Source organism: Synechococcus sp. HIMB2401 (assembly GCF_042883245.1).
GTDB lineage: Bacteria > Cyanobacteriota > Cyanobacteriia > PCC-6307 > Cyanobiaceae > Parasynechococcus.
Genome location: NZ_JBDJKK010000002.1, coordinates 268658 through 290235 on the forward strand (window position 1 = coordinate 268658; position 21578 = coordinate 290235).

The 21578-nt window shown below is 62.5% G+C and carries 26 protein-coding genes and 1 tRNA gene; 13 read left to right on the top strand and 14 right to left on the bottom strand.

The window, feature by feature from the left end; translation table 11 throughout:
- Window positions 1-19: 19 nt before the first annotated feature.
- Genes murB through AAXE93_RS06320 form a run of 3 tightly spaced genes read right to left on the bottom strand, consistent with a single transcriptional unit; the run spans window position 20 to window position 2492 of the window.
- Window positions 20-925 (bottom strand): UDP-N-acetylmuramate dehydrogenase, encoded by a 906-nt coding sequence (gene murB / locus AAXE93_RS06310; RefSeq protein WP_390129154.1) that lies wholly within the window; start codon window positions 923-925, stop codon window positions 20-22.
- A complete protein-coding gene (murC, locus tag AAXE93_RS06315; protein ID WP_115131441.1) occupies window positions 922-2331 on the bottom strand; it encodes a UDP-N-acetylmuramate--L-alanine ligase in 1410 nt (469 codons plus the stop codon). Before murC ends, murB begins: the two co-directional genes overlap by 4 nt.
- Window positions 2332-2360: 29 nt before the next feature.
- A complete protein-coding gene (locus AAXE93_RS06320; protein ID WP_390129157.1) occupies window positions 2361-2492 on the bottom strand; it encodes a hypothetical protein in 132 nt (43 codons plus the stop codon).
- On the opposite strand from AAXE93_RS06320, the gene gap reads away from it, so the two are divergent.
- Complete coding sequence (gene gap, locus AAXE93_RS06325) at window positions 2491-3516, top strand: type I glyceraldehyde-3-phosphate dehydrogenase (protein ID WP_115131442.1); 1026 nt, start codon at window positions 2491-2493, stop codon at window positions 3514-3516. The genes AAXE93_RS06320 and gap overlap by 2 nt on opposite strands.
- A gap of 79 nt (window positions 3517-3595) precedes the next feature.
- Here gap and thiL read toward each other — a convergent pair whose 3' ends face one another.
- Together thiL and AAXE93_RS06335 are read right to left on the bottom strand one after the other, a co-directional pair.
- Window positions 3596-4582, bottom strand: coding sequence for a thiamine-phosphate kinase (gene thiL, locus AAXE93_RS06330; protein ID WP_390129160.1), 987 nt, complete (start codon window positions 4580-4582; stop codon window positions 3596-3598).
- Entirely contained in the window at window positions 4579-5655 is a 1077-nt protein-coding gene (locus AAXE93_RS06335) for a peptidylprolyl isomerase (RefSeq protein ID WP_390129162.1), read from the bottom strand. The genes thiL and AAXE93_RS06335 overlap by 4 nt, the downstream gene beginning before the upstream one ends.
- A gap of 65 nt (window positions 5656-5720) precedes the next feature.
- Here AAXE93_RS06335 and efp point away from each other — a divergent pair, with 65 nt between their 5' ends.
- Entirely contained in the window at window positions 5721-6284 is a 564-nt protein-coding gene (gene efp, locus AAXE93_RS06340) for an elongation factor P (RefSeq protein ID WP_011363074.1), read from the top strand.
- Window positions 6281-6757: an acetyl-CoA carboxylase biotin carboxyl carrier protein gene (gene accB / locus AAXE93_RS06345; protein WP_390129164.1), complete on the top strand. Its 477-nt coding sequence runs from the start codon at window positions 6281-6283 to the stop codon at window positions 6755-6757. Before efp ends, accB begins: the two co-directional genes overlap by 4 nt.
- A gap of 1 nt (window position 6758) precedes the next feature.
- Here the strand turns inward: accB and pdxA are convergent, their stop codons facing one another.
- A complete protein-coding gene (gene pdxA, locus AAXE93_RS06350) occupies window positions 6759-7775 on the bottom strand; it encodes a 4-hydroxythreonine-4-phosphate dehydrogenase PdxA (RefSeq protein ID WP_390129166.1) in 1017 nt (338 codons plus the stop codon).
- A gap of 4 nt (window positions 7776-7779) precedes the next feature.
- Between pdxA and AAXE93_RS06355 the strand changes: the two genes are divergently transcribed.
- Window positions 7780-7965, top strand: a complete 186-nt coding sequence (locus AAXE93_RS06355; RefSeq protein WP_390129168.1) for a hypothetical protein — start codon at window positions 7780-7782, stop codon at window positions 7963-7965.
- Here AAXE93_RS06355 and AAXE93_RS06360 read toward each other — a convergent pair.
- The gene (locus tag AAXE93_RS06360) at window positions 7919-8872 is read right to left on the bottom strand and encodes an SDR family oxidoreductase (protein WP_390129171.1); all 954 of its coding nucleotides are present in this window, start codon (window positions 8870-8872) and stop codon (window positions 7919-7921) included. The genes AAXE93_RS06355 and AAXE93_RS06360 overlap by 47 nt on opposite strands.
- A 32-nt stretch (window positions 8873-8904) precedes the next feature.
- On the opposite strand from AAXE93_RS06360, the gene AAXE93_RS06365 reads away from it, so the two are divergent.
- Window positions 8905-9072 carry a hypothetical protein gene (locus AAXE93_RS06365; protein ID WP_390129174.1) on the top strand — a complete coding sequence of 56 codons (168 nt, stop codon included), beginning with the start codon at window positions 8905-8907 and terminating at the stop codon, window positions 9070-9072.
- Between the two features lie 3 nt (window positions 9073-9075).
- Here AAXE93_RS06365 and AAXE93_RS06370 read toward each other — a convergent pair whose 3' ends face one another.
- Window positions 9076-9471 carry an HNH endonuclease gene (locus AAXE93_RS06370; RefSeq protein WP_114988841.1) on the bottom strand — a complete coding sequence of 132 codons (396 nt, stop codon included), beginning with the start codon at window positions 9469-9471 and terminating at the stop codon, window positions 9076-9078.
- A gap of 161 nt (window positions 9472-9632) precedes the next feature.
- Here AAXE93_RS06370 and AAXE93_RS06375 point away from each other — a divergent pair, with 161 nt between their 5' ends.
- Window positions 9633-11237, top strand: a complete 1605-nt coding sequence (locus AAXE93_RS06375) for an SNF2-related protein (protein ID WP_390129178.1) — start codon at window positions 9633-9635, stop codon at window positions 11235-11237.
- Here AAXE93_RS06375 and AAXE93_RS06380 read toward each other — a convergent pair.
- From AAXE93_RS06380 to AAXE93_RS06390, 3 genes are read right to left on the bottom strand one after another with little or no spacing between them, the layout of a single operon-like run.
- Window positions 11192-11551, bottom strand: a complete 360-nt coding sequence (locus AAXE93_RS06380; protein ID WP_244275807.1) for a hypothetical protein — start codon at window positions 11549-11551, stop codon at window positions 11192-11194. The genes AAXE93_RS06375 and AAXE93_RS06380 overlap by 46 nt on opposite strands.
- 22 nt (window positions 11552-11573) lie before the next feature.
- A complete protein-coding gene (locus AAXE93_RS06385) occupies window positions 11574-11984 on the bottom strand; it encodes a DUF6554 family protein (RefSeq protein WP_390129182.1) in 411 nt (136 codons plus the stop codon).
- A gap of 33 nt (window positions 11985-12017) precedes the next feature.
- Complete coding sequence (locus tag AAXE93_RS06390; RefSeq protein WP_114988843.1) at window positions 12018-12530, bottom strand: AbrB family transcriptional regulator; 513 nt, start codon at window positions 12528-12530, stop codon at window positions 12018-12020.
- Window positions 12531-12613: 83 nt separating this feature from the next.
- Between AAXE93_RS06390 and AAXE93_RS06395 the strand changes: the two genes are divergently transcribed.
- Entirely contained in the window at window positions 12614-12937 is a 324-nt protein-coding gene (locus AAXE93_RS06395; protein WP_115131450.1) for a chemotaxis protein, read from the top strand.
- Between the two features lie 38 nt (window positions 12938-12975).
- Entirely contained in the window at window positions 12976-13194 is a 219-nt protein-coding gene (locus AAXE93_RS06400) for a hypothetical protein (RefSeq protein ID WP_038551887.1), read from the top strand.
- A gap of 351 nt (window positions 13195-13545) precedes the next feature.
- Here the strand turns inward: AAXE93_RS06400 and AAXE93_RS06405 are convergent.
- A tRNA-Gly gene (locus AAXE93_RS06405) sits at window positions 13546-13617 on the bottom strand.
- A 32-nt stretch (window positions 13618-13649) separates the two neighbouring features.
- Window positions 13650-14798: a pyridoxal-phosphate-dependent aminotransferase family protein gene (locus AAXE93_RS06410; protein ID WP_390129186.1), complete on the bottom strand. Its 1149-nt coding sequence runs from the start codon at window positions 14796-14798 to the stop codon at window positions 13650-13652.
- Between the two features lie 38 nt (window positions 14799-14836).
- Here AAXE93_RS06410 and cbiD point away from each other — a divergent pair, with 38 nt between their 5' ends.
- The 5 genes from cbiD (at window position 14837) to mrdA (ending at window position 20429) form a co-directional block, all read left to right on the top strand.
- A complete protein-coding gene (gene cbiD / locus AAXE93_RS06415) occupies window positions 14837-15943 on the top strand; it encodes a cobalt-precorrin-5B (C(1))-methyltransferase CbiD (protein ID WP_390129188.1) in 1107 nt (368 codons plus the stop codon).
- A 32-nt stretch (window positions 15944-15975) separates the two neighbouring features.
- A complete protein-coding gene (gene guaA / locus AAXE93_RS06420; RefSeq protein WP_115009697.1) occupies window positions 15976-17562 on the top strand; it encodes a glutamine-hydrolyzing GMP synthase in 1587 nt (528 codons plus the stop codon).
- A 78-nt stretch (window positions 17563-17640) separates the two neighbouring features.
- The gene (locus tag AAXE93_RS06425; RefSeq protein WP_390129193.1) at window positions 17641-18252 is read left to right on the top strand and encodes a hypothetical protein; all 612 of its coding nucleotides are present in this window, start codon (window positions 17641-17643) and stop codon (window positions 18250-18252) included.
- 9 nt (window positions 18253-18261) lie between these two features.
- Complete coding sequence (locus AAXE93_RS06430) at window positions 18262-18645, top strand: hypothetical protein (protein ID WP_390129195.1); 384 nt, start codon at window positions 18262-18264, stop codon at window positions 18643-18645.
- Window positions 18642-20429: a penicillin-binding protein 2 gene (gene mrdA / locus AAXE93_RS06435; RefSeq protein ID WP_390129198.1), complete on the top strand. Its 1788-nt coding sequence runs from the start codon at window positions 18642-18644 to the stop codon at window positions 20427-20429. Before AAXE93_RS06430 ends, mrdA begins: the two co-directional genes overlap by 4 nt.
- Here mrdA and AAXE93_RS06440 read toward each other — a convergent pair.
- A complete protein-coding gene (locus AAXE93_RS06440; protein WP_390129200.1) occupies window positions 20426-21571 on the bottom strand; it encodes a glycosyltransferase family 4 protein in 1146 nt (381 codons plus the stop codon). The two genes, mrdA and AAXE93_RS06440, sit on opposite strands and share 4 nt — an antisense overlap.
- Window positions 21572-21578: the final 7 nt, after the last annotated feature.

Genomic DNA, 21578 nt, shown 5'->3' on the forward strand with positions numbered 1-21578 from the left:
TCCTGTGGGAGCCGGAAGGTTAAGCCGCCGAAGCGAATCCCAGCCGCTTCACTTCGGGGTGCAGACGGATTCCGTGTTCGGCTTCGATGCGGTCCTGCACCAGCTGGATCAACTGGGCGATGTCCTTCGCCTCGGCATCACCGGTGTTGACGATGAAATTGGCATGCACGGTTGAGATTTCGGCGCCGCCGATCCGGGTTCCCTTCAGTCCTTGCTCTTCGATCAGCCGTCCGGCCTTGAGCGGTTCGGGATTGCGGAAGACACTGCCGCAGCTGGGTTGTTGGTAGGGCTGCGTGGTGGTGCGGTGACTGAGGTTCGCCGTGGTGACCCGCTTCAGTTCATCCGGATCGTGACCGGGCTGCAAGCGGAACCGTGCCGACAACACCACGAGGTTGTCGTCTTGAAGACGGCTGTGCCGGTAGGCGAAGTCCAGTTGATCCCGCTGCAGCTCAAAGCAGTTGCCCCCTTCCATGGGCATGACCCGCACCGACTCCAGCCATTCCGCTGTGCAGCCTCCCTGGGCTCCTGCATTCATCACAGCCGCACCGCCAGCGGTTCCCGGGATGCCAACCGACCACTCCAGACCATGCAATCCAGCGCGGGCAGCGCGTCTTGCCAGTGACGGGATCGGTTCGCCGGCGAGTACCTCAACGGTCCCCGTGGTGGCATCAAGCTGCAGCCCCTGAAGTTTGCGCAGACAGAGCGAGAGCCCCGGCAGGCCGTCATCGTGAATCAGCAGGTTCGACCCAGCGCCGATGATGCGGCAGGGCATGCCTTGGTGAGCGGCCCATTCGATCCAGGCCTGAGTTTCCTCAAGGCTGGCGGGTTCGGCCAGCCATTCGGCCGCTCCTCCCACCCGCCAGGTGGTGTAGTCCGCCAGTTTGACTCGGGCCTGCGGTAGGCGGGCATCACACTGCTGGGTCATGACGTCAGCCTTGACCACAGTCCATTCACGTCGCCAGCACCCATGGCCAGAACAAGATCGTTCTCGCGGCTGTGCTGAATCACCAGCTCGGTGAGTTGATCGAGGTTGTCTGCGACGGCGATTTCAAGATTCGGTTTCAGCTTGCGCACCCGATCCGCCAGGACGTTGCTGCTGATGCCCTGCAGCGGTTGCTCGCCTGCGGGATAGACGGGAGCCAGCAGCAGCAGATCACAGTTCTGTAGGGCTTTGGCGAAGCCATCGAGGAACTGCTTGGTGCGGCTGTAGCGGTGCGGCTGGAACACCGCCAGGAGCCGCTGTGGTGCTGTGGGGAGCGGACTGCGGCCACTGCGCACCATCAGGCGTGCCATCTCCAGGGTTGCCTGCACCTCACTGGGATGGTGGGCGTAGTCATCAACGATGTGACGGCCCTTCCAGGTGCCCCGAAGATCAAATCGGCGGCCCGGTGCCTTCAGGCCAGCGAGGCCCTCCACCAATTGGTCAAAGGGGAGACCTTCCATGCGGCAGGCGGCCAAGGCGCCTGTGGCATTGCTGAGGTTGTGCAGCCCGGCCATCGGCAGGGTGAAGTCGCCGACGGGGTGGCCGGCTTCATAGAAACGGGCGACGCACCGATCGCCTTCAAGGCTCAAGGGCAGGGCGGCGAAGTCAACTGATTCGGCGCTCTGGTTGGACCACCAGGCCGTTGGCTGGAAGTGTTCCTGAAGGATCGGGCAGTCGTGATTGGCCAGCACGCGATCGCAACCCCCTGCGAAGCGTTGCAGGGTGGAGATCAGCTCGTCGAGGCTGGAGTAGTGATCGGTGTGATCCAGCTCCAGGTTGGTGATCACCCCCAGGCTGGGGCTGAACTTCACCAGGGACCCGTCGGATTCATCCGCCTCGGCCACGAGCAGCTTCCCCTGGCCAGCGTGACCATTGCTGCCGAGGCTGGGGACGATGCCTCCAATCACAGCTGTTGGGTCCTGATCGGCCTCCAGCAGCAAGGTGGTGATCAAGGTGCTGGTGGTGGTCTTGCCGTGGCTGCCGGCGACTGCAATGGAGGGTTGCTGCTCGATCAGAGCCGCCAGTAGATCGGAGCGATGCCAGATCTCCAGCCCCTGCTGACGGGCTCGTTGCAGTTCCGGATTGCTCTCTGGGATGGCTGTGCTGATCACCACCACCGGCGAGCCAGCGGCTGTTGCTTCCGTGACGGCATCAATGCAGGTGGCGTCCTGCTGACGGAAGACCTTCACCCCGAGGGTCTTCAGCTGTCGCGTTGTCGCATTGTCACGCGGGTCTGAGCCGCTGACGAAGTGACCGCGGTCAATGAGAATCCTTGCCAAAGCCGACATACCTATTCCGCCGACACCGATGAAGTGGACTGGTGTCTGACGGTCGAGCAGGCGCGGCAACGGAGGGCTTCAGTCGGAAGAAAGATAAGTCAGTTGCCGCTGCTTGTCTGCCGTGCTGAGGGCAGGATCGAGCTGATTGAAGCGGGGTGGAACAAGGTATTTCTGCTGATTTCTGTATGATCGGCGCCCAAAACCTTGCGCGGCTTTGCCGCTTCTGCCATGACCCTGCGCGTTGCGATCAATGGATTCGGCCGGATCGGTCGCAATGTTTTGCGGGGATGGATCAGCCGGGGTGCTGACACCGGCCTGGAAATCGTGGGGATGAACTCCACGTCCGACCCCGCCACCAGCGCTCACCTGCTGACCTACGACTCCATCCTTGGGCGTCTCGATCCCTCCGTGGACATCAAGACCACGGACACCTCGATGTTCGTCAACGGTAAGGAGATCAAATTCTTCGCCGACCGCAATCCCCTCAACTGCCCCTGGAAGGAGTGGGGCGTTGACCTGGTGATCGAGTCCACCGGTGTGTTCAACACCGATGAGAAAGCCAGCATGCACATCCAGGCTGGCGCCAAGAAGGTGATCCTCACCGCCCCTGGTAAGGGTGATCGCGTCGGCACCTTCGTTGTGGGCGTCAACGACGACCAGTACCGCCACGAGGACTGGGACATCCTCAGCAACGCCAGCTGCACCACCAACTGCCTGGCACCGATCGTCAAGGTTCTGGATCAGAACTTCGGCCTCGACTGGGGTCTGATGACCACCATTCACAGCTACACCGGCGACCAGCGGATCCTGGACAACAGCCACCGCGACCTGCGCCGCGCCCGTGCTGCAGCTCTTAACATGGTTCCCACCACCACCGGTGCAGCCAAGGCCGTGGCTCTGGTTTACCCCGAGGTGAAGGGCAAGCTCACCGGCTTCGCCATGCGCGTTCCCACCCCGAACGTCTCCGCTGTTGACCTCACCTTCGGTCCCTCCCGCGCCGCCAGCGTCGACGACATCAAGGCCGCCATCAAGTCGGCTTCCGAGAACGGCATGAAGGGGATCATCAAGTACAGCGATCTGCCCCTGGTGTCCACCGACTACGCCGGCACCAACGAGTCCACCATCTTTGATGCCGACCTCACCTACGCCATGGGTGACAAGGCTGTGAAGATCCTGGCCTGGTACGACAACGAGTGGGGCTACAGCCAGCGTGTTGTTGACCTCGCCGAAGTGGTGGCCAAGAACTGGAAGTGATCGCCCGTTGATCGCTTTTTTGATCCCTCCCGACCTGGGGGGGATTTTTTTGGTTAGGCACGGTCGCTTAGGGGGTCGCTCAGGGCTGAGCGAAGTGATCAAATCCGCTCGTGGCCACTGGCTTGTGGTTGTGGGCCCAGCGGATGACGCCCGCTTCAGCATTGATCTGGCCGATGCGCTGGCTTTCGGGGATGCATCGCTGCCATGCATCGGCCCAGGCTTCGGGAAGGCTCAGCACCAACTCAAAGTCCTCTCCTCCGGCGAGGCACCAATCCGTCCATCGAGCTCCCTCAGGCCAGCCTTCGGCCGTTGGAAGCTGGTCGTTGTGCAGCACCGCTCCGCAGCCGCTGCTGCTGCAGAGACCTGCGACGGCAGAGAGCAGTCCGTCGCTGCTGTCGGTTCCCCCGGCCCGCCAGGGCAGATGCTCCGGTTTGCAGGCCAGCAGCTGCTGGACGTCCTTCAGCCGAGGTGTCGGGCGTTGGTGGCGTGCGATCGACTGGTCCCGCAGGGTTGAGCACAAAGCGATCTCACGCACGCTTGGTTCGTCCTGCAGAAGGGCGAGGCCCAGTCGGCTGAGCCCATGGGGCCCACTGGTGACCAGCACATCGCCAGGGCGGGCTGCGTTGCGATGCAGACGCAGGGGTCCGAGGCGGCCGAGTGCCGTGATCGAGAGCAGCCTCTGCTCTCCTTTGGAGCAGTCACCCCCCAGCAGAACGCCGCCGTACTGCCCCAGGGCGGCACTGATGCCTTGATACACCCCGTCCACCCAGTCCCAATGGGTGTGGCTTGGGGCGACCAGGGCCACGGTGATTCCATCGATGTCGACGGCACCACTGGCGGCCAAGTCGGACAGGTTGGCGGCAACGGCGCGCCAGCCCACATCCATGGCGGTTGTGGTGGCATCGCTGAAATGGATGCCATCCACCAGAACGTCGGTGTTGATCAGTAGCGGCCGGACGTCGGCGGCCAGGGCTGCAGTGTCGTCACTGAGCTGATCGGGCGGAGCGAAGCGAGCCAGCCGCCTGAGCAGCTCCGCTTCAGTCAGTTCCGCCAGGGTCGGGCTCATGCGTGGGCTTTGAGCTGCTCCGCTCCCTCAACAACCTTCACGGCGGTGATCCGGTCATCGACGCCCAATTCCTCCACAACATCGAATCCATCCACCACGTAGCCGAAGGCTGCATTGCGGCCATCCACGAGGTTCAGACCAGCCGGGGTGAGCTCTGCCTCGTAGAGAAACATGAAGAACTGCGAGGATCCGTCGTCGAGGGCTTGGTCTGAATGGGCCCAGCCAAGGGTGCCCAGGGTTGCGAACGGAAGGGTCGGTGTGGCCATGAACAGGCCCACGTCTTCAAAGGTTTCGTTGTAGATCGTGTCGTCTTCGCCCGGCACGCGGATCTCCAGGGGCACATGGCGCTCCTGCTTGGTCTTTGGATCCACGTAGCCGATCTCCGGACCTTCCGGATCACCGCTCTGAAGCACGTAGAAGTCTTCGGCCCGGATGAAGGGCAGTCCGTCATAGAAGCCCTTGAGGGCGAGATCGACGAAGGCGCCTGCGGTGAGTGGGGCGTTGTAGCCATCCACCACGGTGGTCAGCTCCCCCTGGGTGGTGCTGATGTTGAGGGTGGCTCGTCCCTGCAGCCGTGGCAGGGCGTCGAAGTCTGCGGGGATCTCCCGTTCAAAGCCGTCGGGCACCAGAAGGGCCTCTACATCACCGATGAAGCTCAGCGTCCGGCGTCGATCAGCGATGAAGCCTGGTTTGTCGGTGGCTTTGACCTTCTCTTTGAGGTCTTCAAGGCCCTGATCCACGCGCTCAAACAGTGCTTCAGCCGTACCGCGTTTGGCTTCAGGGACCGCGTTCAGGATGGTGTCGCGGCGAGTGTTGAGCAGTGATTCAGTGCGTGACACCGTCTTGCCGAGGGCTGTCCAGCGTTTGGCCCGCAGATCGTCACTGGTGAGTTCCAGCCGATGCTGCAGTTCGCGGATGTCGTCCTGATCGAAGGGAAGCGCGTCCCGAAGAATCGCGGCAGGGTCCTTCACAGCATTGCCCTGGGGCAATGCGGCCCAGGCAGGGGCGGCGATTGTGATCAGAGCAAAGCTGATCAGAACAGCAAGGACGGCGTTCAAACGCTGATGGACCAAGGGGGAACCCCAGTGCTGACGGGACTTTGGCACAGCCGTATAGTCCGATGAACCGTTCGGTGGGAATGATCTCCAGTAACGACTTCCGCACCGGCACCACGATTGAGATCGATGGGGCCGTCTGGCGTGTTGTCGAGTTCTTGCACGTCAAGCCCGGCAAGGGATCTGCCTTCGTGCGCACCAAGCTCAAGGCGGTGAAGTCCGGCAACGTGGTGGAGAAGACCTTCCGCGCCGGGGAAATGCTTCCCCAGGCGATGTTGGAGAAATCCTCGCTTCAGCACACCTACATGGAAGGTGAGGACTATGTCTTCATGGACATGGCCACCTACGAGGAGACCCGCCTCAGCGCCGACCAGATCGGCGAGAGCCGCAAATACCTCAAAGAGGGTATGGAAGTGAACGTGGTGTCCTGGAACGACACCCCCCTCGAGGTTGAACTGCCCAACTCCGTGGTTCTGGAGATCAAAGAAACCGACCCTGGCGTCAAAGGCGACACCGCCACCGGTGGCACCAAGCCCGCCATTCTTGAGACCGGTGCACAAGTGATGGTTCCGCTCTTCCTTTCTGTGGGAGAAAAGATCAAAGTGGACACCCGCAACGACAGTTACCTCGGGCGCGAAAACGGATGACCATGCAGCTGGATCACGAACAACTGCACCGCTTGCTGGAAGCGCTCGGCGAGAGCGACATCCAGGAGTTCCGGTTGGAAGGGGACGACTTCCGTCTGGAAATCCGTCGCAACCTGCCGGCCCAGGCCGTCATGGCCCCGGTCATGCCCGCTCCCGTTGCTGCTGCACCAGCGCCTGTTGCGCCCGCTGAGCATGCAGCTGCACCGCCTGCATCCACCGCAACCCGCAGTGACCTGCTCGAAGTCACGGCTCCGATGGTGGGTACCTTCTACCGCGCTCCCGCTCCGGGCGAACCTGCCTTTGTTGAGGTGGGCAGCCGCATCAATGTCGGCCAGACCGTCTGCATCCTTGAGGCGATGAAGCTGATGAACGAGCTGGAGTCTGAGGTTGGCGGTGAAGTGATGGAGATCCTGGTCGACAACGGCACTCCCGTTGAATTTGGTCAGGTGCTGATGCGGGTCAAGCCGGCCTGAGTCAGCTCAGGTCCCAGGCGGCCTGAATGGCTGCCGTCGTGCTCTCAGGGCTGGCGATCCCTTGGCCTGCAATGTCGAAGGCGGTGCCGTGGTCGGGGGAGGTGCGTAGGAACGGCAGTTCCAAAGTGGTGTTCACCGCTGCGTCGAAGGCCAGCAGCTTCACGGGAATGAGCCCCTGGTCGTGATACAAGGCCAGGATCCCGTCAGGACCAGGCTGGTTTGGCGACTGCCAAGCGCGAGCAGCGCTGATCCAGCAGGTGTCCGGAGGAACAGGACCCACTAGCTGCACCTGAGGATGGTCCTTCCGCCATTGATCCAGCAGCGGCAGCATCCATTCGGCTTCTTCGTGGCCCAGTTGACCGGCTTCACCGGCATGGGGATTCAGACCGGCAATGCGCAGATGGGGTGTGCTCGTGAAGCGTCGACAGAACCCCTCCAGCACGTTCAGTTTGTGCTGCACCAGGTCTGGGCTCAGCGCCTCAGGGACCTGGCTGAGGGGGATGTGGGTGGTGGCCAGCAAGGTGTTCAGGCGCCAGCCGCTGGTGGGAGAGACGGCGGTGAACAGCATTGAGGAGCGCTGGCGTCCAGCCAACTCAGCCAGCCGTTCGGTCTGCCCGGGATAGCGGTGGCCAGCCGCATGCCAGAGGTGTTTGGCGATGGGGGCGGTGACCAGGGCGCGGGACCCCCGTTCCTGCAGCAGTTCGACGGCGCGAGTCAGCCAGCGAAACCCCGCATCGGCTCCGCTGGTGGTGGGCTGTCCTGGCTGAACGCTGGCTTTTAGCGGTTGATCGTCGATCCTGAGGGCTGCGGGGTCGGCAAGGGGGTGGCTCGTTTGCTGCTGCAGTCGCGCGTGGGTGCTGACCAGCGTGCGCCGGCAACCCACCAGCAGGGGTTGGAGCTCTGGGGGGAGCGTGGCTGAGGCGAGAGCTTTGAGTACCACTTCCATGCCGATGCCCGCGGGATCGCCGAGAGCGATCACCAGCTCATGCCTAGGGTTCGTGGAATCGTGGGGGCCCATCGCTGTGCTGCGTTTGCTGCTGCTGGGGTTTTTGTTGGTGGGATTGGCCGCTGGCCTGAGCAATGGCTGGATCGAACTGCATCTCTCCCGTTTCCTTGAGGATGTGGAGCTATCCCTGCCTGAGGAAGGCGAGGGTTTCGATTTCAACCGTTGGCTGATTGAGGGGGAGAACTCAGGTCAGACAGATTGAGTTTGTCCTGGTTCAGGCAATCCTGCAGCCCAACGCGGTAGTTCGGATGCAGCAACGCGTAACCGAGCTCATGGCAGAGCCTGTGGTTGCTGACGCGGCGGTTCTCGCTCCAGAACGACTGCGCCATTGGACTCATGCTGTCCACGATCTGGTCGAACGGCTCCAGCGGCGGCAGGGCACAACCCAACAGGTCTGCCGCATACCGCATCAGTTCGGCGGTGGGAGCCGGGAGGTCATCCACCACATTCACGATGCTTCCATGGCCCGGGCTTGCCGGAGCGTCCTGTCCGGCGCGATGCATCAGGTGCCAGCAGGCCCCTGCGATGTCTTCCACATGGATGCGGCAGAACACCTGGCCAGGCTTGTCGATCAAGCGGGCCCGCCCTTGCTGCAAGCCGTTGAGCACTGACCGGCTCGGTCCATAAATGCCTGGCAGACGCAGAATCTGGATCGGCAGACCTGAGCGCAACCAAGCTTGTTCGCAGTTGAGGCGGCGCATGCTGCGGTCCAGCGCTGGTGCCGGGTCGTCCTGTTCCGACACCCAACCGCCCTGACGATCGCCGTAAACCCCTGTGGTGGAGAGATAGCCCGCCCAGCGCAGCGGCAGGCTTCTGAGCGTTGGCAGCAGCTTCAACAAGACAGGATCGTTGCCTTCGCGATCCGGGGGGATGGTGGACAGCAGATGGGTCACGCCCTCCAGGGCGGCAGGGTCGAGCTGGTCCTGACCGTTGCTGTCGAAGAGCAGATCCGCCTCAGGAGAGTCGAGGGAACGGCGGGTGCAGAGCACCGGTGTTCCCAGGGCTCGAGCCAGCCCGGCCAGACAACGTCCGCTGTATCCGCCGCCCAGCACCAGCAGCTTGGTGTCAGCCGCCAGCGGCTGCGACCGCTTGACAAGATCAGCAAGCATCAGTACACCTGTATTAGATCAAATGTACTGTCGTGACGTCGTCGTCTCTCCATCGTTCCCGTTCCGGGCCCATTCTGCTCCGGGCCATCCTGACGGCTGCCCTGCTCGCCGGTGCTGTGGTGCTGGCGCCTGAAGACCCAGGCGTTCAGGCCTCCATCTGCCACCGTCACCACTCCTCGGATGTCTGTCGGGTTTGGTGAGCCTCAGGCCGCCTGAGCCGCGATTGAGATGTCGTCCGGCTCGTTGATGGGCTGATCCGGTTGGGCCCACTGCAGCAGCCGAACGGCGAGCCGAAGGTCGCCATCCATCCAGGCCCGAATCGCCATGGCGCGGCGTGGGTCATAGAAGCGCTGTCGCCGGTACCAGTCGAAAACGTCGGCGTCCGATTTGCGGCCGTTGCAAGACAGGCAGGCCGGTACGCAGTTTTCAGTAACGCTTGAACCCCCTTTAGCCTGGGGGTGAATGTGATCAATTGATTCGGAAGGTTTGCCGCAATAAATACAACTTTTGCCGGTAAAAGTGTGAAGAGACTGTCGCCATCTTCGAACGCGTAATTTGGGACAGAGTTCGTCGAGAAAAACCGCGTCCCTGCTATGCATCCGAATGCATCGGTTGAGGGAATTCTGCCTTGAACGAAAAGCCCGTCAATGTGTCGAGCGCTGCATTTTCGATAATTTTTCAGCCTGTGATGTGAATCTTGATCTCAATGCTTGCGCGCTGATCTGAGTTCACTAAAGTGATTGTTTGTGGGGGCCTGTTGGTGGCGTCAAAACCCACATTGACCTGTTGCCTGGATCTGTCCCCAGCGGGTCTGATTCGCGTGGTCAGCCCCTTTGATGCGGTGACCCAGTCCCAGTTGCGTCGGATCAAGCCCCGAGGGCGTTGGAACGGCGCTGGCCAGGGGTGGGATTTTCCCTTGGCCGCAGCCGATGCGCTTCAGCAGGCCCTGGGGCGCCGTTTTCCTGTCACCTCCGCACTGCAGCAGTGGCTCGACTGGTGCCAGCAGCCGCTGCCACCGCTGCCACCGCACCGAACCCTTGTTGCTGCAGCGGATCTCGACGAAGTCCTGCAGGATGGTCGTCAGCCTCTGCGCCATCAACGCTCCGGGGTCCGCTGGCTCCTGGCCCGTCGCGGCGCCGTTCTGGCCGATGAGATGGGGCTGGGGAAGACCCTTACAGCTCTGTTGGCGGCCCGTGCCCTGATGCGTTGTGCTGAGCTGCGGTTGCTGGTGGTGGCTCCCGTCGGCCTGCATCCCCACTGGCGCCGGGAATCAGAGGCCCTTGGGGTTGAGCTTGAGTTGGTGAGTTGGGCTCGGCTTCCCGACACCCTGCCACCAGCGGGGACGCTCCTGGTGGTGGATGAAGCTCACTACGCCCAGTCGCTTCAGGCGCAGCGCACGGCTGCTTTGCTGCGTCTGGCCCGTCATCCCCGTCTGCGGGCGATTTGGATGCTCACGGGAACCCCGATGAAGAACGGTCGCCCGTCCCAGCTGTATCCCCTGCTGGCGGCCATGGATCATCCGATTGCTCGGGATCAACGCCAGTTCGAAGAGCGGTATTGCCAGGGGCACTGGCGGGAGGGTCGATCCGGCAAACGTTGGCAGGCGTCCGGCGCCAGTCAGTTGGAGGAGCTGCGGCGCTTAACTCGACCGTTGATCCTGCATCGCCGCAAGCAGCAGGTGGTGGACCTTCCTCCCAAGCAGCGACGTCTTCACCCCCTGGCGCTGTCGGAGGCTGAGCTCACGGGTTTCGACCATCGTGTCGAGCTGGTGTTGGATGACTACCGGCGTCGGGCTCAGCTCGGAGAGGTGCGACGGGATGCAGAGCACCTGGCTTTGCTCACCTCCATGCGCCAGATCGCTGCGGAATTCAAATTGCCGGCGGCCCAGCAGCTGGTGGAGTCACTGCGCCGGCAAGGCGAGGCTGTAGTGCTGTTCAGTGGCTTTGTGGCCCCATTGCAGCTGTTGCAGCAAACCCTTGGTGGCGAGTTGTTGACCGGTCGTCAGCGCCCTGCTGAACGCCAGGGGAGTGTGGATCGGTTCCAGCAGGGTCAGAACGATTGTCTGTTGGCCACCTTCGGCACCGGTGCACTTGGCTTTACCCTGCACCGGGCCCGTCATGTGGTGTTGCTGGAACGCCCCTGGACGCCGGGCGATCTCGACCAAGCCGAAGACCGCTGTCACCGTCTGGGAATGGGAGATGGCCTGACTTGCCATTGGCTGCAGCTCGGCGCAGCCGACCAGCTGGTGGATGGCTTGTTGGCGAGCAAGGCGCAACGGATCGAGGTGTTGCTGGGGCCCCGGCGCTTGTCGCTGCAACGTCAATCACTCCCCGCCATGGTGCGTGATTGTTTGCAATTGCTCTGACGCACCTGGAGTTCGTGCTGCAGCATCGGGTCGACCGGCTGGCTCGACTGCTCCAGCAGCGACACTGCTATCGCGACGTCGTCGCAGGCTTTGGCTTGATCGCCAAGCAGGGTCAAGACCAGGGCGCGGTCGCGATGCAGATCGGCCTGATCCGGTGTCTGCTCGATGGCCTCATCACAGCGTCTAACGATCAGCTCAAGGTCATTCATGCGGAAGCCACCGAGGCAACTGGAGACGAGTGGCGTCGGTGGGTTGGCAGGCGTCGCGGGTTGCTTGCTCTGGCAGCCCGCCATCAACACGGCAGCCGAAAGCATCAGCCTCAGAAGCCCTGAGGGCTCAGTAGCTGTAGCGCGTGGTGTCGTAGCTGCTCTCGATGCTGCTTTCGGTGACGGAGGAGGAGTTTGCAAGGGCGGCAGCGGTGGCTGGTTGAGTGTTCCCGCCGAACAGATCACCAAGGAACCGGCCACAGTCGGGGAAGTTGCCGGGGTCCTGGACGACGGCTTCCGTAATCATCACCGAGGCATGCTCCGGGGATGTTTTGAACACGCCGCTGCGCTGCCGCTTGATCACGGCGTAGGCGGCATTCCAGCTCACCTCGTGGTCGTTGCCGCTGGACCGCATGAAGCAATAGATCTTGGCTCCCTTCTCTTCGGTGGCTTCGGCCGCTTGCAGGGGGGAGGTCATGGTGCTGAGAGCGCCGATCAGGGCCGCTGCGGAGAGAACCAGCGATGACCTGATGGGACCCATGACGTCAGTTGTGGATTGGTCCCAAGCTATCGATCAGCTTCCAGCTGTCGAGGGGACGATCAGCCGCACCACCAATGGCAGCACCAGCAGCACGGTGATCAGCCTCACGGCATGGAGGGCGGCCACCGCGGCACCGACGCCGAATTCGGCACCGACCAGGCTCATGCCACTGATGCCTCCCGGGGCAGCGCCAAGCAAGGCCACGACAGGATCAATGCCGAGCAAGCGGCTGGTCCAGAGGCCGACGACCAGTCCTGTCAGCACCAGCGCCAAGGTGATCAGAACCGCTGGTTTCCAGAGAAGTTGCAGTTGCTCCAAGGACGCTCGCGTCAGGCCAGTTCCGATCACGGTACCGATGCCGATCTCCAGAACCGTGCGCGTTCCCGCTGGCCATGTGGCTGGTTCCAGCTGGCCGCTCATGCTGACGATGCCAGCACCTAGTAAGGCTCCCGCCAGAGGTGCGGCGGGAATGCCGCTGAACAGAGCCAGCAGTCCGATGGCGGTTCCAGCCAGCAGGTACAGCGCCAGCGTTGCCAAGGAAGGCATCGGTCTCGATCGCGTCATGTCAGCTTGATCTTGAGACAGCGGCGCTCCTGTGTTGTCATCAGCGCAACCATCAGCTTTCGGTGATGACGTCCTCCGTGTCCTTTCGGATCACCCGCACAGCGGAAGATCTCGCTCAAACCATCACGGCTCTGTCGCAGCGCTTGGTGAAACTGGAACAGCGTCAGGAAGCGCTCGAACTCCAACTGCGCCATCAGCAGCAGAATCTGAATGCTGTCCCAGACGAAGAAATCACCACGCTCGAGGGCGTAGAAGCTCTGCTGCGGGAAACGCGGGAGCTGCTGGAGAGCACAGCTCCGATGCCAGAGCCTGAAATGGCTGAGGAGTCCTCCCAGAACCATGCCTGGGGTCAGGAGGCCGAAACAGAAGCGGGCCGCGATGTCGCGTAGGGGTGGCGCGCGGTGCCAAAATAAGAAGAAAGGCAACTATGGCGACCACCATCCCTGCCTCCAATGCTTGTGCTTCTCGCACCTTGCATGGCATGACCATCTGGACCCGGTCAGGTTTCCTTGAAGGTGGTCATCAGCTCGAGAAGCTGGAATTCGCGCTTGCCCTCGCTGAAGCCAAAGGTGATCAGCGCCGTTGCTCGCAGTTGCGCGACCGGATTGCCGATCTGGGGGGCAATGCGGAGGAACCGGGTACCTGATCGGAATCCAAGCAATCGACGGGGTTGATCGGCAATCGTGCAGATCGCGTGTGGGATGGTCTAAATATCAATTAGAGCTAATCTTTTGTTGACAAGGGAATCCGAACGTTGATCCTGACGCTTACGAAAACAAAACAATCGGAGACAGCTGCTCAACAACGTCAGGACCATGAATCAGCAGCCCAGGCTCTGTTCATCAAGGCCCGCCACTGCGCAGAAGATGGACGAATCAATGAGGCGGGCTCGTTGATCTTGCAGGCACTGGAACACGAGCGCCGTGCTGGATCTGCCGGGCCTCAGGTTCTTCAGCTCGTCAAGTCTCGTTCTTGATGAGCGTTTGAAATTTGATCAAGCGGGTGACCGGACTCGAACCGGCGACGTTCAGCTTGGGAAGCTGACATTCTACCACTGAATTACACCCGCAAAGGGGCGAGATCGCTCTCGCCACCTGTGTTTTAGCTAAGAGCAGCGGAGGCTGCAGCAACCCCTGCTCCCATGCTGCCTTTGTGCAGACCAAGGGACTGAAGGGTGGATTCGATCGCAGCGACGGCGGTCAGAACATCCCGGTCGCAGACGTAGCCGAGATGGCCGACGCGGAACACCTGACCTTTCAGGTGGTCTTGTCCTCCAGCCAGAAGAATGTCGAACTTCTCCTTCACGGCTTTGCGCAACTGTTCGGCATCGATGCCTTCAGGGGCCACTGCGGTGATGGCCGGGCTGCCGCAACCCTCGGCAGCAAACAATGGCAGGCCTATTGCCTTCATGCCTGCCTGGGCGGCGGCGCGATGGCGGGCGTGGCGGGCAAAAATCGCCTCAAGGCCTTCCTTCTGCATCATGTCCAGAGCAGCTTCCAGCCCGAAATAGAGGTTCACGGCCGGGGTGAAGGGGTTGCTGTCCTTCGCCGCTGTTTTCCGGTAAGGGCCCAGATCCAGATAGAACTTGGGCAGATCGGAGCACTCATAGGCCTCCCAGGCCCGTGCACTCATGGCCACAAAACTCAGGCCCGGTGGAAGCATGTAGCCCTTCTGAGCGCCTGATGCCACCACATCCAGTCCCCACTCATCCATCGGGACGTTGGTGGCGCCAAGGCTGGTGACGCAGTCCGCCAGGGTCAGTGCCGTGCCGTGGGCCTTCACGTGACGGGCAATGCTCTCCAGGTCATTGATCACCCCTGTCGAGGTTTCCGAGTGGGTGAGAATCACGGCCTTAATCGCTTTAGCGCTGTCGGCTTCCAACGCTGAGCGGAAGGCCTCTGGATCGAGGGGTTGGCCCCACTCCGCCTTGATCACATCAACATCCAGTCCGTAGGCGCGGGCTACCTTGACCCAGCGTTCGCCGAACTTGCCGTTGTCACCGCAGAGCACCTTGTCGCCGCGGCTGAGGGTGTTGATGATCCCCGCTTCCATAGCGGCGGTTCCGCTGCCGGTGATCACCAGCACGTCGCTTGTCGTCTGATGAAGCCACTTGAGCTGTTCGGTCGTGCGCCGCACGATGGCCTGGAACTCCCCGCTGCGGTGGCCGATGGGGTGACGACCCATGGCCTTCAGCACCGTTTCCGGCACCGGGGTGGGGCCCGGAATCATCAGGGTGAGCTTGTCCTGCATGGCGCGGGGAATGCCAATCGGCGACTCTAGAAAACAGCTTGTCCGGTTCCATCGCCCCCTTCAGTTCTGGATTGACCCTGCCGGTGTGGGTGGCGGCGGCGGCCAAGGCGGCCCTGCAGGTGTTGCTTGGTGAGCTGTTTGAGCCTGAGCAGCAGTTGAGTCAGGGCTCAGGTCAACCGTCTCTGCAGGTGCCGGTCTGCTCAGCGGCTTCTCTGGCATCAGAAGAGGCCCTGGGCATCAGCCGTTGTGATCCAGGGCCTGGCCTTGATCTGACGCGGGATCTTGAGGTCTGGGTGCGGGTGGCCTGGATCGCTGCATCCCAGCCGGTGCTCGAGCTGCAGGCCGGGGAAGGGGTGGGCCGTTTTGGCGCTAAGGGGGACGTTTGCCTCTCGGGTTTTGCCCGTGAGCTATTGGAGAGGAATCTGCTGCCTCTGGTGCCTCCGGGTCGGGGCTTGCTGGTGCAGCCGATTCTTCCGAGGGGCCGTGTCCTGGCCGAACGCACCAGCAATGCTGCCTTCGGTGTTGTTGATGGTCTGGCCTTGATCGGTACCCAGGCGGAGGTGCAGCGCAGCGCCGCACCGGATCAACTGCAGCAGGTGTTGGCAGACCTCAGGGTGCTTGTTGCGGATGCGGCGTTTCAGGGACGCCTCGTTCTGGTGATCGGTGAGAACGGCTTGGATCTGGCCCGCCAGCAGGGTCTGGGGCCCGTGCTGAAGGTGGGGAACTGGGTGGGCCCCGTGCTGGTGGCCGCGGCGGAAGCCGGTGTTCGCGATCTGCTGCTGCTCGGCTACCACGGCAAATTGATCAAGCTGGCCGGCGGCATCTTTCACACCCATCACCACCTGGCCGATGGCCGTCTGGAGGTGCTTGTGGCCCTGGGCCTTGATGGCGGTCTGTCAGTGGCCCAGTTGCTGCAACTGCGGGGTGCTGCATCTGTTGAGGACGCCTTTCAGGCACTGGAGGCCGATCAAGCCACGGCCCTCGGGCAACATCTGGCCACGATCGTGGAGCGGCGCAGCCAGTCCTATGTGGATCGCTACGGCGCCTGGTCGATGCGGATTGGTGCTGCCCTGTTCGATCGAAGCCGCACCCTGCGCTGGTGGGGACCGGAGGGGGAGAAGCGCTTCTTTACATTGAGGGATTGACGCTCGTCCGCGAGCGATACCTCCCAGGATCGATGTCCCAGCCCTCGTCCGACGGTCAGCGTCAGCCGGCCATCGTCATCCTTGATTTCGGCTCCCAGTATTCGGAGCTGATCGCCCGGCGCGTGCGCGAGACCGAGGTCTTCTCGGTCGTGCTCGGGTACAGCACGTCGGCCGAGGAGCTGCGACGCATGGCTCCGAAGGGAATCATCCTCAGCGGTGGCCCCAGTTCCGTGTATGCCGAGCATGCGCCGCTCTGCGATCCCGGCATCTGGGATCTGGGCATTCCCGTGCTGGGGGTTTGCTACGGGATGCAGCTGATGGTGCAGCAGCTCGGGGGCGTTGTGGAAGCCGCCACGGGCAAGGCCGAATACGGCAAGGCGCCCCTGGAAGTGGACGACCCCACGGACCTGCTCACCAATGTCGACAACGGTTCGACGATGTGGATGAGCCATGGCGACTCAGTGAAGGCATTGCCCGATGGGTTTGTGCGCCTGGCCCACACCGCCAACACGCCGGAGGCGGCGGTGGCGCACTTGCAACGCAAGCTCTACGGGGTGCAATTCCACCCCGAGGTGGTGCATTCCACCTGCGGCATGGCCCTGATCCGCAATTTCGTTTATCACGTTTGCGGTTGTGATCCGGATTGGACCACCGCGGCATTCATCGATGAGGCCGTTGGCCTGGTGCGGGAGCAGGTGGGCGACAAGCGCGTTCTGCTGGCCCTTTCCGGTGGGGTGGATTCATCCACCCTCGCCTTTCTGCTCAAAAAGGCGATTGGTGATCAGCTCACCTGCATGTTCATCGACCAGGGCTTCATGCGGAAGGGTGAGCCCGAGTTCCTCATGGACTTCTTCGATCGGAAGTTCAACATCCATGTGGAGTACATCAATGCCCGTCAGCGGTTCATCGGCAAGCTGAAGGGCATCACCGATCCGGAGGAGAAGCGCAAGATCATCGGCACCGAGTTCATCCGTGTGTTCGAAGAGGAGAGCAAGCGGCTCGGACCCTTCGATTACCTGGCCCAGGGGACGCTTTATCCCGATGTGATCGAAAGCGCCGGCACCAACGTGGACCCCAAGACGGGCGAGCGGGTTGCCGTGAAGATCAAGAGCCACCACAACGTGGGCGGTCTTCCCAAAGACCTTCAGTTCAAGCTGGTGGAGCCCCTGCGCAAGCTGTTCAAGGATGAAGTGCGCAAGGTGGGCCGCAGCCTTGGCCTGCCCGAGGAGATCGTGCGCCGCCATCCCTTCCCGGGCCCTGGTCTGGCCATCCGCATCTTGGGTGAAGTCACCGACGAGAAGCTGGACTGCCTGCGTGATGCCGACCTGATTGTTCGCCAGGAAATCAAGGAAGCAGGGTTGTATCACGACATCTGGCAGGCCTTTGCCGTGCTGCTGCCCGTGCGTTCGGTTGGGGTGATGGGGGACAAACGCACCTATGCCTGGCCGATCGTGCTGCGTTGTGTGTCCAGTGAGGACGGCATGACCGCCGATTGGTCCCGTCTTCCTTACGACCTGATGGAGACCATCTCCAATCGGATCGTGAATGAGGTGAAGGGGGTGAACCGGGTGGTGCTCGACATCACCAGCAAGCCCCCCGGCACGATCGAGTGGGAGTGACTCGCGGCTGACGCAGGCTGAATCACGGCTGGCGATGGCCCTGCATCACCGATACCTTGGGCCACCGGCCTTTGGGATATGACGGCGACACAACAGCAGGATGTTCAGCTGCAGCGTCGGCTGCAGCAGGACAGCATTCAGCTGGGTGGCCGCACGATCTATCTGAACCCCTTCCTTTACTGGCGGCGGTTCGATAGCAACACCGATCGCTGGCTGCGGGAGCCCGGCCAGCTGACGGAGGATCAGATCACGGCCAACCGCAGCCGTTTTTACCCCGAACTCGACTGGGGACAGCTCGATGATCACGCCACCGCAGTCCACGATGGCGCTGTGGAGATGTTCCTCAAGAGCCTGGAGCTGATCAGCACCTTCCATCCCGAACTGGGTTCCGGGCAGATGCTCGAGGTGGAACGCAAGATGACGATCACCAAGAAGCGGGCATTCGAGCGTTGGGTGGACAAGGCGATCCGGCGGCGTCAGCGCGACGAAACCCGTGAGTACCGCCGCTTTGAGCGCAGCCGCTTCTGGCGTGCCTGGCGTGAGTGGATTCTGCTGGACACCACCCAGAAAGCCCTGGTGCCTGTGGTGATGCTGATGGTGCTCAGCGGGGTGATGGGCTGGTCCCTGGCGGCGGACCGTGCCGCTTGTCCGACATTGGCGCTTCCTTCGGGACAGACTGGGGTCCGTTGATCTGGCCCCATGGCCGCTGATTCCAACTCCGACAACCCGCTCGACCAGTTGCGTCTGTCCTTGATGCAGGACGTGTTGCCTGTGGGGCTGGCCGTGCTGGAACGGGCCCGGCAGGGTGGTCCTGGCAAGGTGGTGGAGGCGTTCACGGCCGGCTCGGAGGACCCCATCGCTGATTTGCGTCAGGAGGGTGAGCCCGTGGCGCGCGACGTGCGAGAACAGCTTGATGCCGTGAGCCCCGGGCTGGGCAATCCGGTGATGCCCGTTTCGGTCTCTGTGGAAGAACCGGCAACGGTTGAACAGGATGGCCCCGACGACTTGCTGCCGACCTTGCGGCGGATCGAAGAACGCCTTGAGGAGTTGCGCCGCCGTTTGCCAGCGCAGCAGCAGGAATGACCCGTTCTGCACAGCAGCGTCAGACCGGTCTGCGTCAGCAACCACTGGTGCTGCTGTTGCTGGTGTTGCTGTTCTGCGGCGCCATGGTCAGCCGCCTGGTCTGGATGCAGCTGCTGGAGGGGTCGCGTTTCCGTGAACTGGCGGATGAAAACCGCATCCGTTTGGTGCCCCGCTCGCCCATTCGCGGTCGGTTGCTTGATCGCAAAGGCCGGGTGCTGGCCACCAGCAAACTCACTTACTCCCTGTACCTGGAGCCGCGCCTGGTCAGAGAAGACGACTGGCCTGATCTGCGTGATCGCTTGGCACGGCTTCTGAATTTGAAGCCTGATCTGCTCGACCAGCGCCGGCAGAAGGGCCTGGATCGGGATGGTTACCGCACCACGTTGGCCCTCGATCTCAAGCCGGAACAGGTGCTGCGCTTCCGGGAACAGGCCCTGGGGTTGCGGGGCGCCCAGGTGGATGTCGACATCCTGCGGTCCTATCCCAACGGAACCCTGGCGGCCCATGCCCTCGGCTACACCCAGCCGATCACGGAAAGCGAATTCGAAATCCTGGCGGAGAAGGGATACAAGATCCGCGACCGCATTGGTCGCACCGGTGTTGAGGCGGCCTACGAGCGCCATCTGCGTGGCAAGTGGGGCGGCCAGATGCTCGAGGTGAATGCCATGGGCGAGGTGCAGCGCAACCTGGGCGATCGACCGTCTCAAGCAGGAAAGGATTTGGTGCTCACCCTTGACCTGGATCTGCAGCGGGCGGCGGAGCAGGCGCTGGCCGACAAGCCCGGTGGCGCTGTTGTGGCGCTGAAGGCCGCAACGGGTGCTGTGTTGGCTCTAGCCAGCCGTCCCAGCTTTAATCCGAATTTCTTCTCCAAGCTGATCACCACCCAGAAGGAGTACGACGCCCTCTTTTCCAATCCGAAGAAACCGTTGCTTTCCCGGGCCATAAATCCCTATGACCCCGGCAGCACCTGGAAGCCGGTGACGGCGATGGCCGGCATGGAATCCGGCAAATTTCCGCCCGACACCAAGCTGCAGACCAAGGCTTGCATCACCTACGGCGGCCACTGCTTCTCGGACCACAACGGCAAGGGTTTCGGCACCATCGGTTATGCCGATGCCCTGCGCCATTCGAGCAACACTTTTTTCTATCAGGTGGGCGTCGGGGTTGGATCCCTGGCGTTGAAGCAGGCTGCTGATCAGCTGGGCTTCCAGCAGAAAACCGGCATTGAGATCGGCTGGGAAGAGAGTGTCGGGCTGGTGGGAGATGAGCCCTGGGCCGATCGCGGTCGGGGTTGGGCGGAGCCCGGCACGGTGCCCTGGATCCCTGAGGACATGGCCAGTGCTTCCATCGGGCAGTCCGTGGTGCAGATCACTCCCTTGCAGTTGGCCCGCGCCTATGCGGTGTTCGCCAATGGTGGTTGGTTGGTGACGCCGCATCTCGCCGCCGGCGACATCGACTGGCTGAGTCCGGAGCACCGCACCAAGGTGGCGATGAAGCCATCAACGTTGCAGACGATCCGGGAGGGTCTGCGCAAAGTGGTGGAGGCCGGAACCGGTGCCGGACTCAATGGCCCTGGTATTCCTGCTGCGGCGGGCAAAACCGGAACTGCTGAAGACAGCACGGGAGGGCCTGATCACGCCTGGTTCGGCTGCTATGCCCCCTATCCCGACGGCAAGATCGTGGTGGTGGCCTTTGCCCAGAACACTCCTGGAGGGGGATCGGTTCACGCTCTGCCCATGGCCAAGAAGGTGCTGGCGGAGTGGGAGCGGACCCGGCAGCGCTAGGCCGCCGTGAGTTGAGGCGCTGACAGCACCGTGCGGTAGTAGGTGCGCAGTTGTTCGGTGGCGCCTGCCCAGCCCCAGCGCTCGGCTTCGGCGCGTGCAGCGCTGCGTAGGGCCTGGCGTTCCAGGTCATTGCCCAGCAGGCGGCGGGTGGCTTCGATCAGGCTTGCAGCGCCACCATCGGCGCCGTCGGGTTCATAGAGGCAGCCGTTAACCCCGTCGGTGATGATGTCGGGGATGCCGCCACGGTTGGCGCCGACCACGGGACAACCGGCTGCCATGGCTTCCAGCAGCACCAACCCCAGCGTCTCCGTGCTGGAGGGGAAGAGGAAGGCATCGCCGCTGGCGTAGGCCCCTGCCAGGTCGTCCCCGGCGAGATAGCCGACGAAGGTGGTGGCGGTTCCCTCGAAGTGCTTCTCCAGTTGTTGGCGGTGGGGACCATCGCCCACCAGGGCCAGCCGTGCATCGGGAAGGGCCTCCAGCACAGGGCGGATCCGTTCGATCTGCTTCTCCGCGGAGAGGCGGCCGACGTAGAGCAGCAGTGCACCACGGTCGTCATGGCCGCCGAGAAGCCGCTGGCGCAACTCTGCGCTGTGCAGCTCGGGACGGAACAACTCCGTGTCCACACCTCGCTGCCACAGATCAGTGTGCTGAATGCCTTTGTCGCTGAGCTCCTTCACCATGGCGGTGGAGGTGCACAGATTCAGCAGGGCCTGGTTGTGGGCGGCCTTGAGCATCTCCCACAGGAGTGGCTCCAGCATTCCCAGGCCGTAGTGCTCGAGGTACTTGGGAAGGTGGGTGTGATAGCTCGCCACCAGGGGGATGCCTTTGTTCTTCGCGAGCCAGATGCCGCCGAGACCCAGCACCGCTGGGTTCACAACGTGGATCAGATCGGGTTGAAACGCATCGATCGCGTCGGACACTGCCGGGCGAGGCAAGGCCAGTTTGAGCTCGGGATAGAGCGGCAGCGGCATTGCCGGAACGCCGATCAGGCGTGCCCCCATGTACTCCTCGGGACAACCTTCCGGGCAGAAGACCACCACTTCATCGCCGGCGTCCACAAGATGCTTCACCGTCTTGGTCAGACGGGTGACGATGCCATCGACCTTCGGCAGGAAGGTTTCGGTGAAGAAGGCGACTTTCAAGGATGAA

Coding starts and splice junctions, on each gene's coding strand:
- murB (WP_390129154.1), bottom strand. CDS start 925: ATGACCCAGCAGTGTGATGCCCGCCTACCGCAGGCCCGAGTCAAACTG.
- AAXE93_RS06425 (WP_390129193.1), top strand. CDS start 17,641: ATGACGGCGACACAACAGCAGGATGTTCAGCTGCAGCGTCGGCTGCAG.
- guaA (WP_115009697.1), top strand. CDS start 15,976: ATGTCCCAGCCCTCGTCCGACGGTCAGCGTCAGCCGGCCATCGTCATC.
- pdxA (WP_390129166.1), bottom strand. CDS start 7,775: ATGGGCCCCCACGATTCCACGAACCCTAGGCATGAGCTGGTGATCGCT.
- AAXE93_RS06360 (WP_390129171.1), bottom strand. CDS start 8,872: ATGCTTGCTGATCTTGTCAAGCGGTCGCAGCCGCTGGCGGCTGACACC.
- AAXE93_RS06380 (WP_244275807.1), bottom strand. CDS start 11,551: ATGCTTTCGGCTGCCGTGTTGATGGCGGGCTGCCAGAGCAAGCAACCC.
- AAXE93_RS06410 (WP_390129186.1), bottom strand. CDS start 14,798: ATGCAGGACAAGCTCACCCTGATGATTCCGGGCCCCACCCCGGTGCCG.
- gap (WP_115131442.1), top strand. CDS start 2,491: ATGACCCTGCGCGTTGCGATCAATGGATTCGGCCGGATCGGTCGCAAT.
- AAXE93_RS06395 (WP_115131450.1), top strand. CDS start 12,614: ATGACGTCCTCCGTGTCCTTTCGGATCACCCGCACAGCGGAAGATCTC.
- AAXE93_RS06370 (WP_114988841.1), bottom strand. CDS start 9,471: ATGCATAGCAGGGACGCGGTTTTTCTCGACGAACTCTGTCCCAAATTA.
- AAXE93_RS06400 (WP_038551887.1), top strand. CDS start 12,976: ATGGCGACCACCATCCCTGCCTCCAATGCTTGTGCTTCTCGCACCTTG.
- AAXE93_RS06390 (WP_114988843.1), bottom strand. CDS start 12,530: ATGCCTTCCTTGGCAACGCTGGCGCTGTACCTGCTGGCTGGAACCGCC.
- efp (WP_011363074.1), top strand. CDS start 5,721: ATGATCTCCAGTAACGACTTCCGCACCGGCACCACGATTGAGATCGAT.
- thiL (WP_390129160.1), bottom strand. CDS start 4,582: ATGAGCCCGACCCTGGCGGAACTGACTGAAGCGGAGCTGCTCAGGCGG.
- AAXE93_RS06320 (WP_390129157.1), bottom strand. CDS start 2,492: ATGGCAGAAGCGGCAAAGCCGCGCAAGGTTTTGGGCGCCGATCATACA.
- mrdA (WP_390129198.1), top strand. CDS start 18,642: ATGACCCGTTCTGCACAGCAGCGTCAGACCGGTCTGCGTCAGCAACCA.
- AAXE93_RS06385 (WP_390129182.1), bottom strand. CDS start 11,984: ATGGGTCCCATCAGGTCATCGCTGGTTCTCTCCGCAGCGGCCCTGATC.
- AAXE93_RS06430 (WP_390129195.1), top strand. CDS start 18,262: ATGGCCGCTGATTCCAACTCCGACAACCCGCTCGACCAGTTGCGTCTG.
- accB (WP_390129164.1), top strand. CDS start 6,281: ATGACCATGCAGCTGGATCACGAACAACTGCACCGCTTGCTGGAAGCG.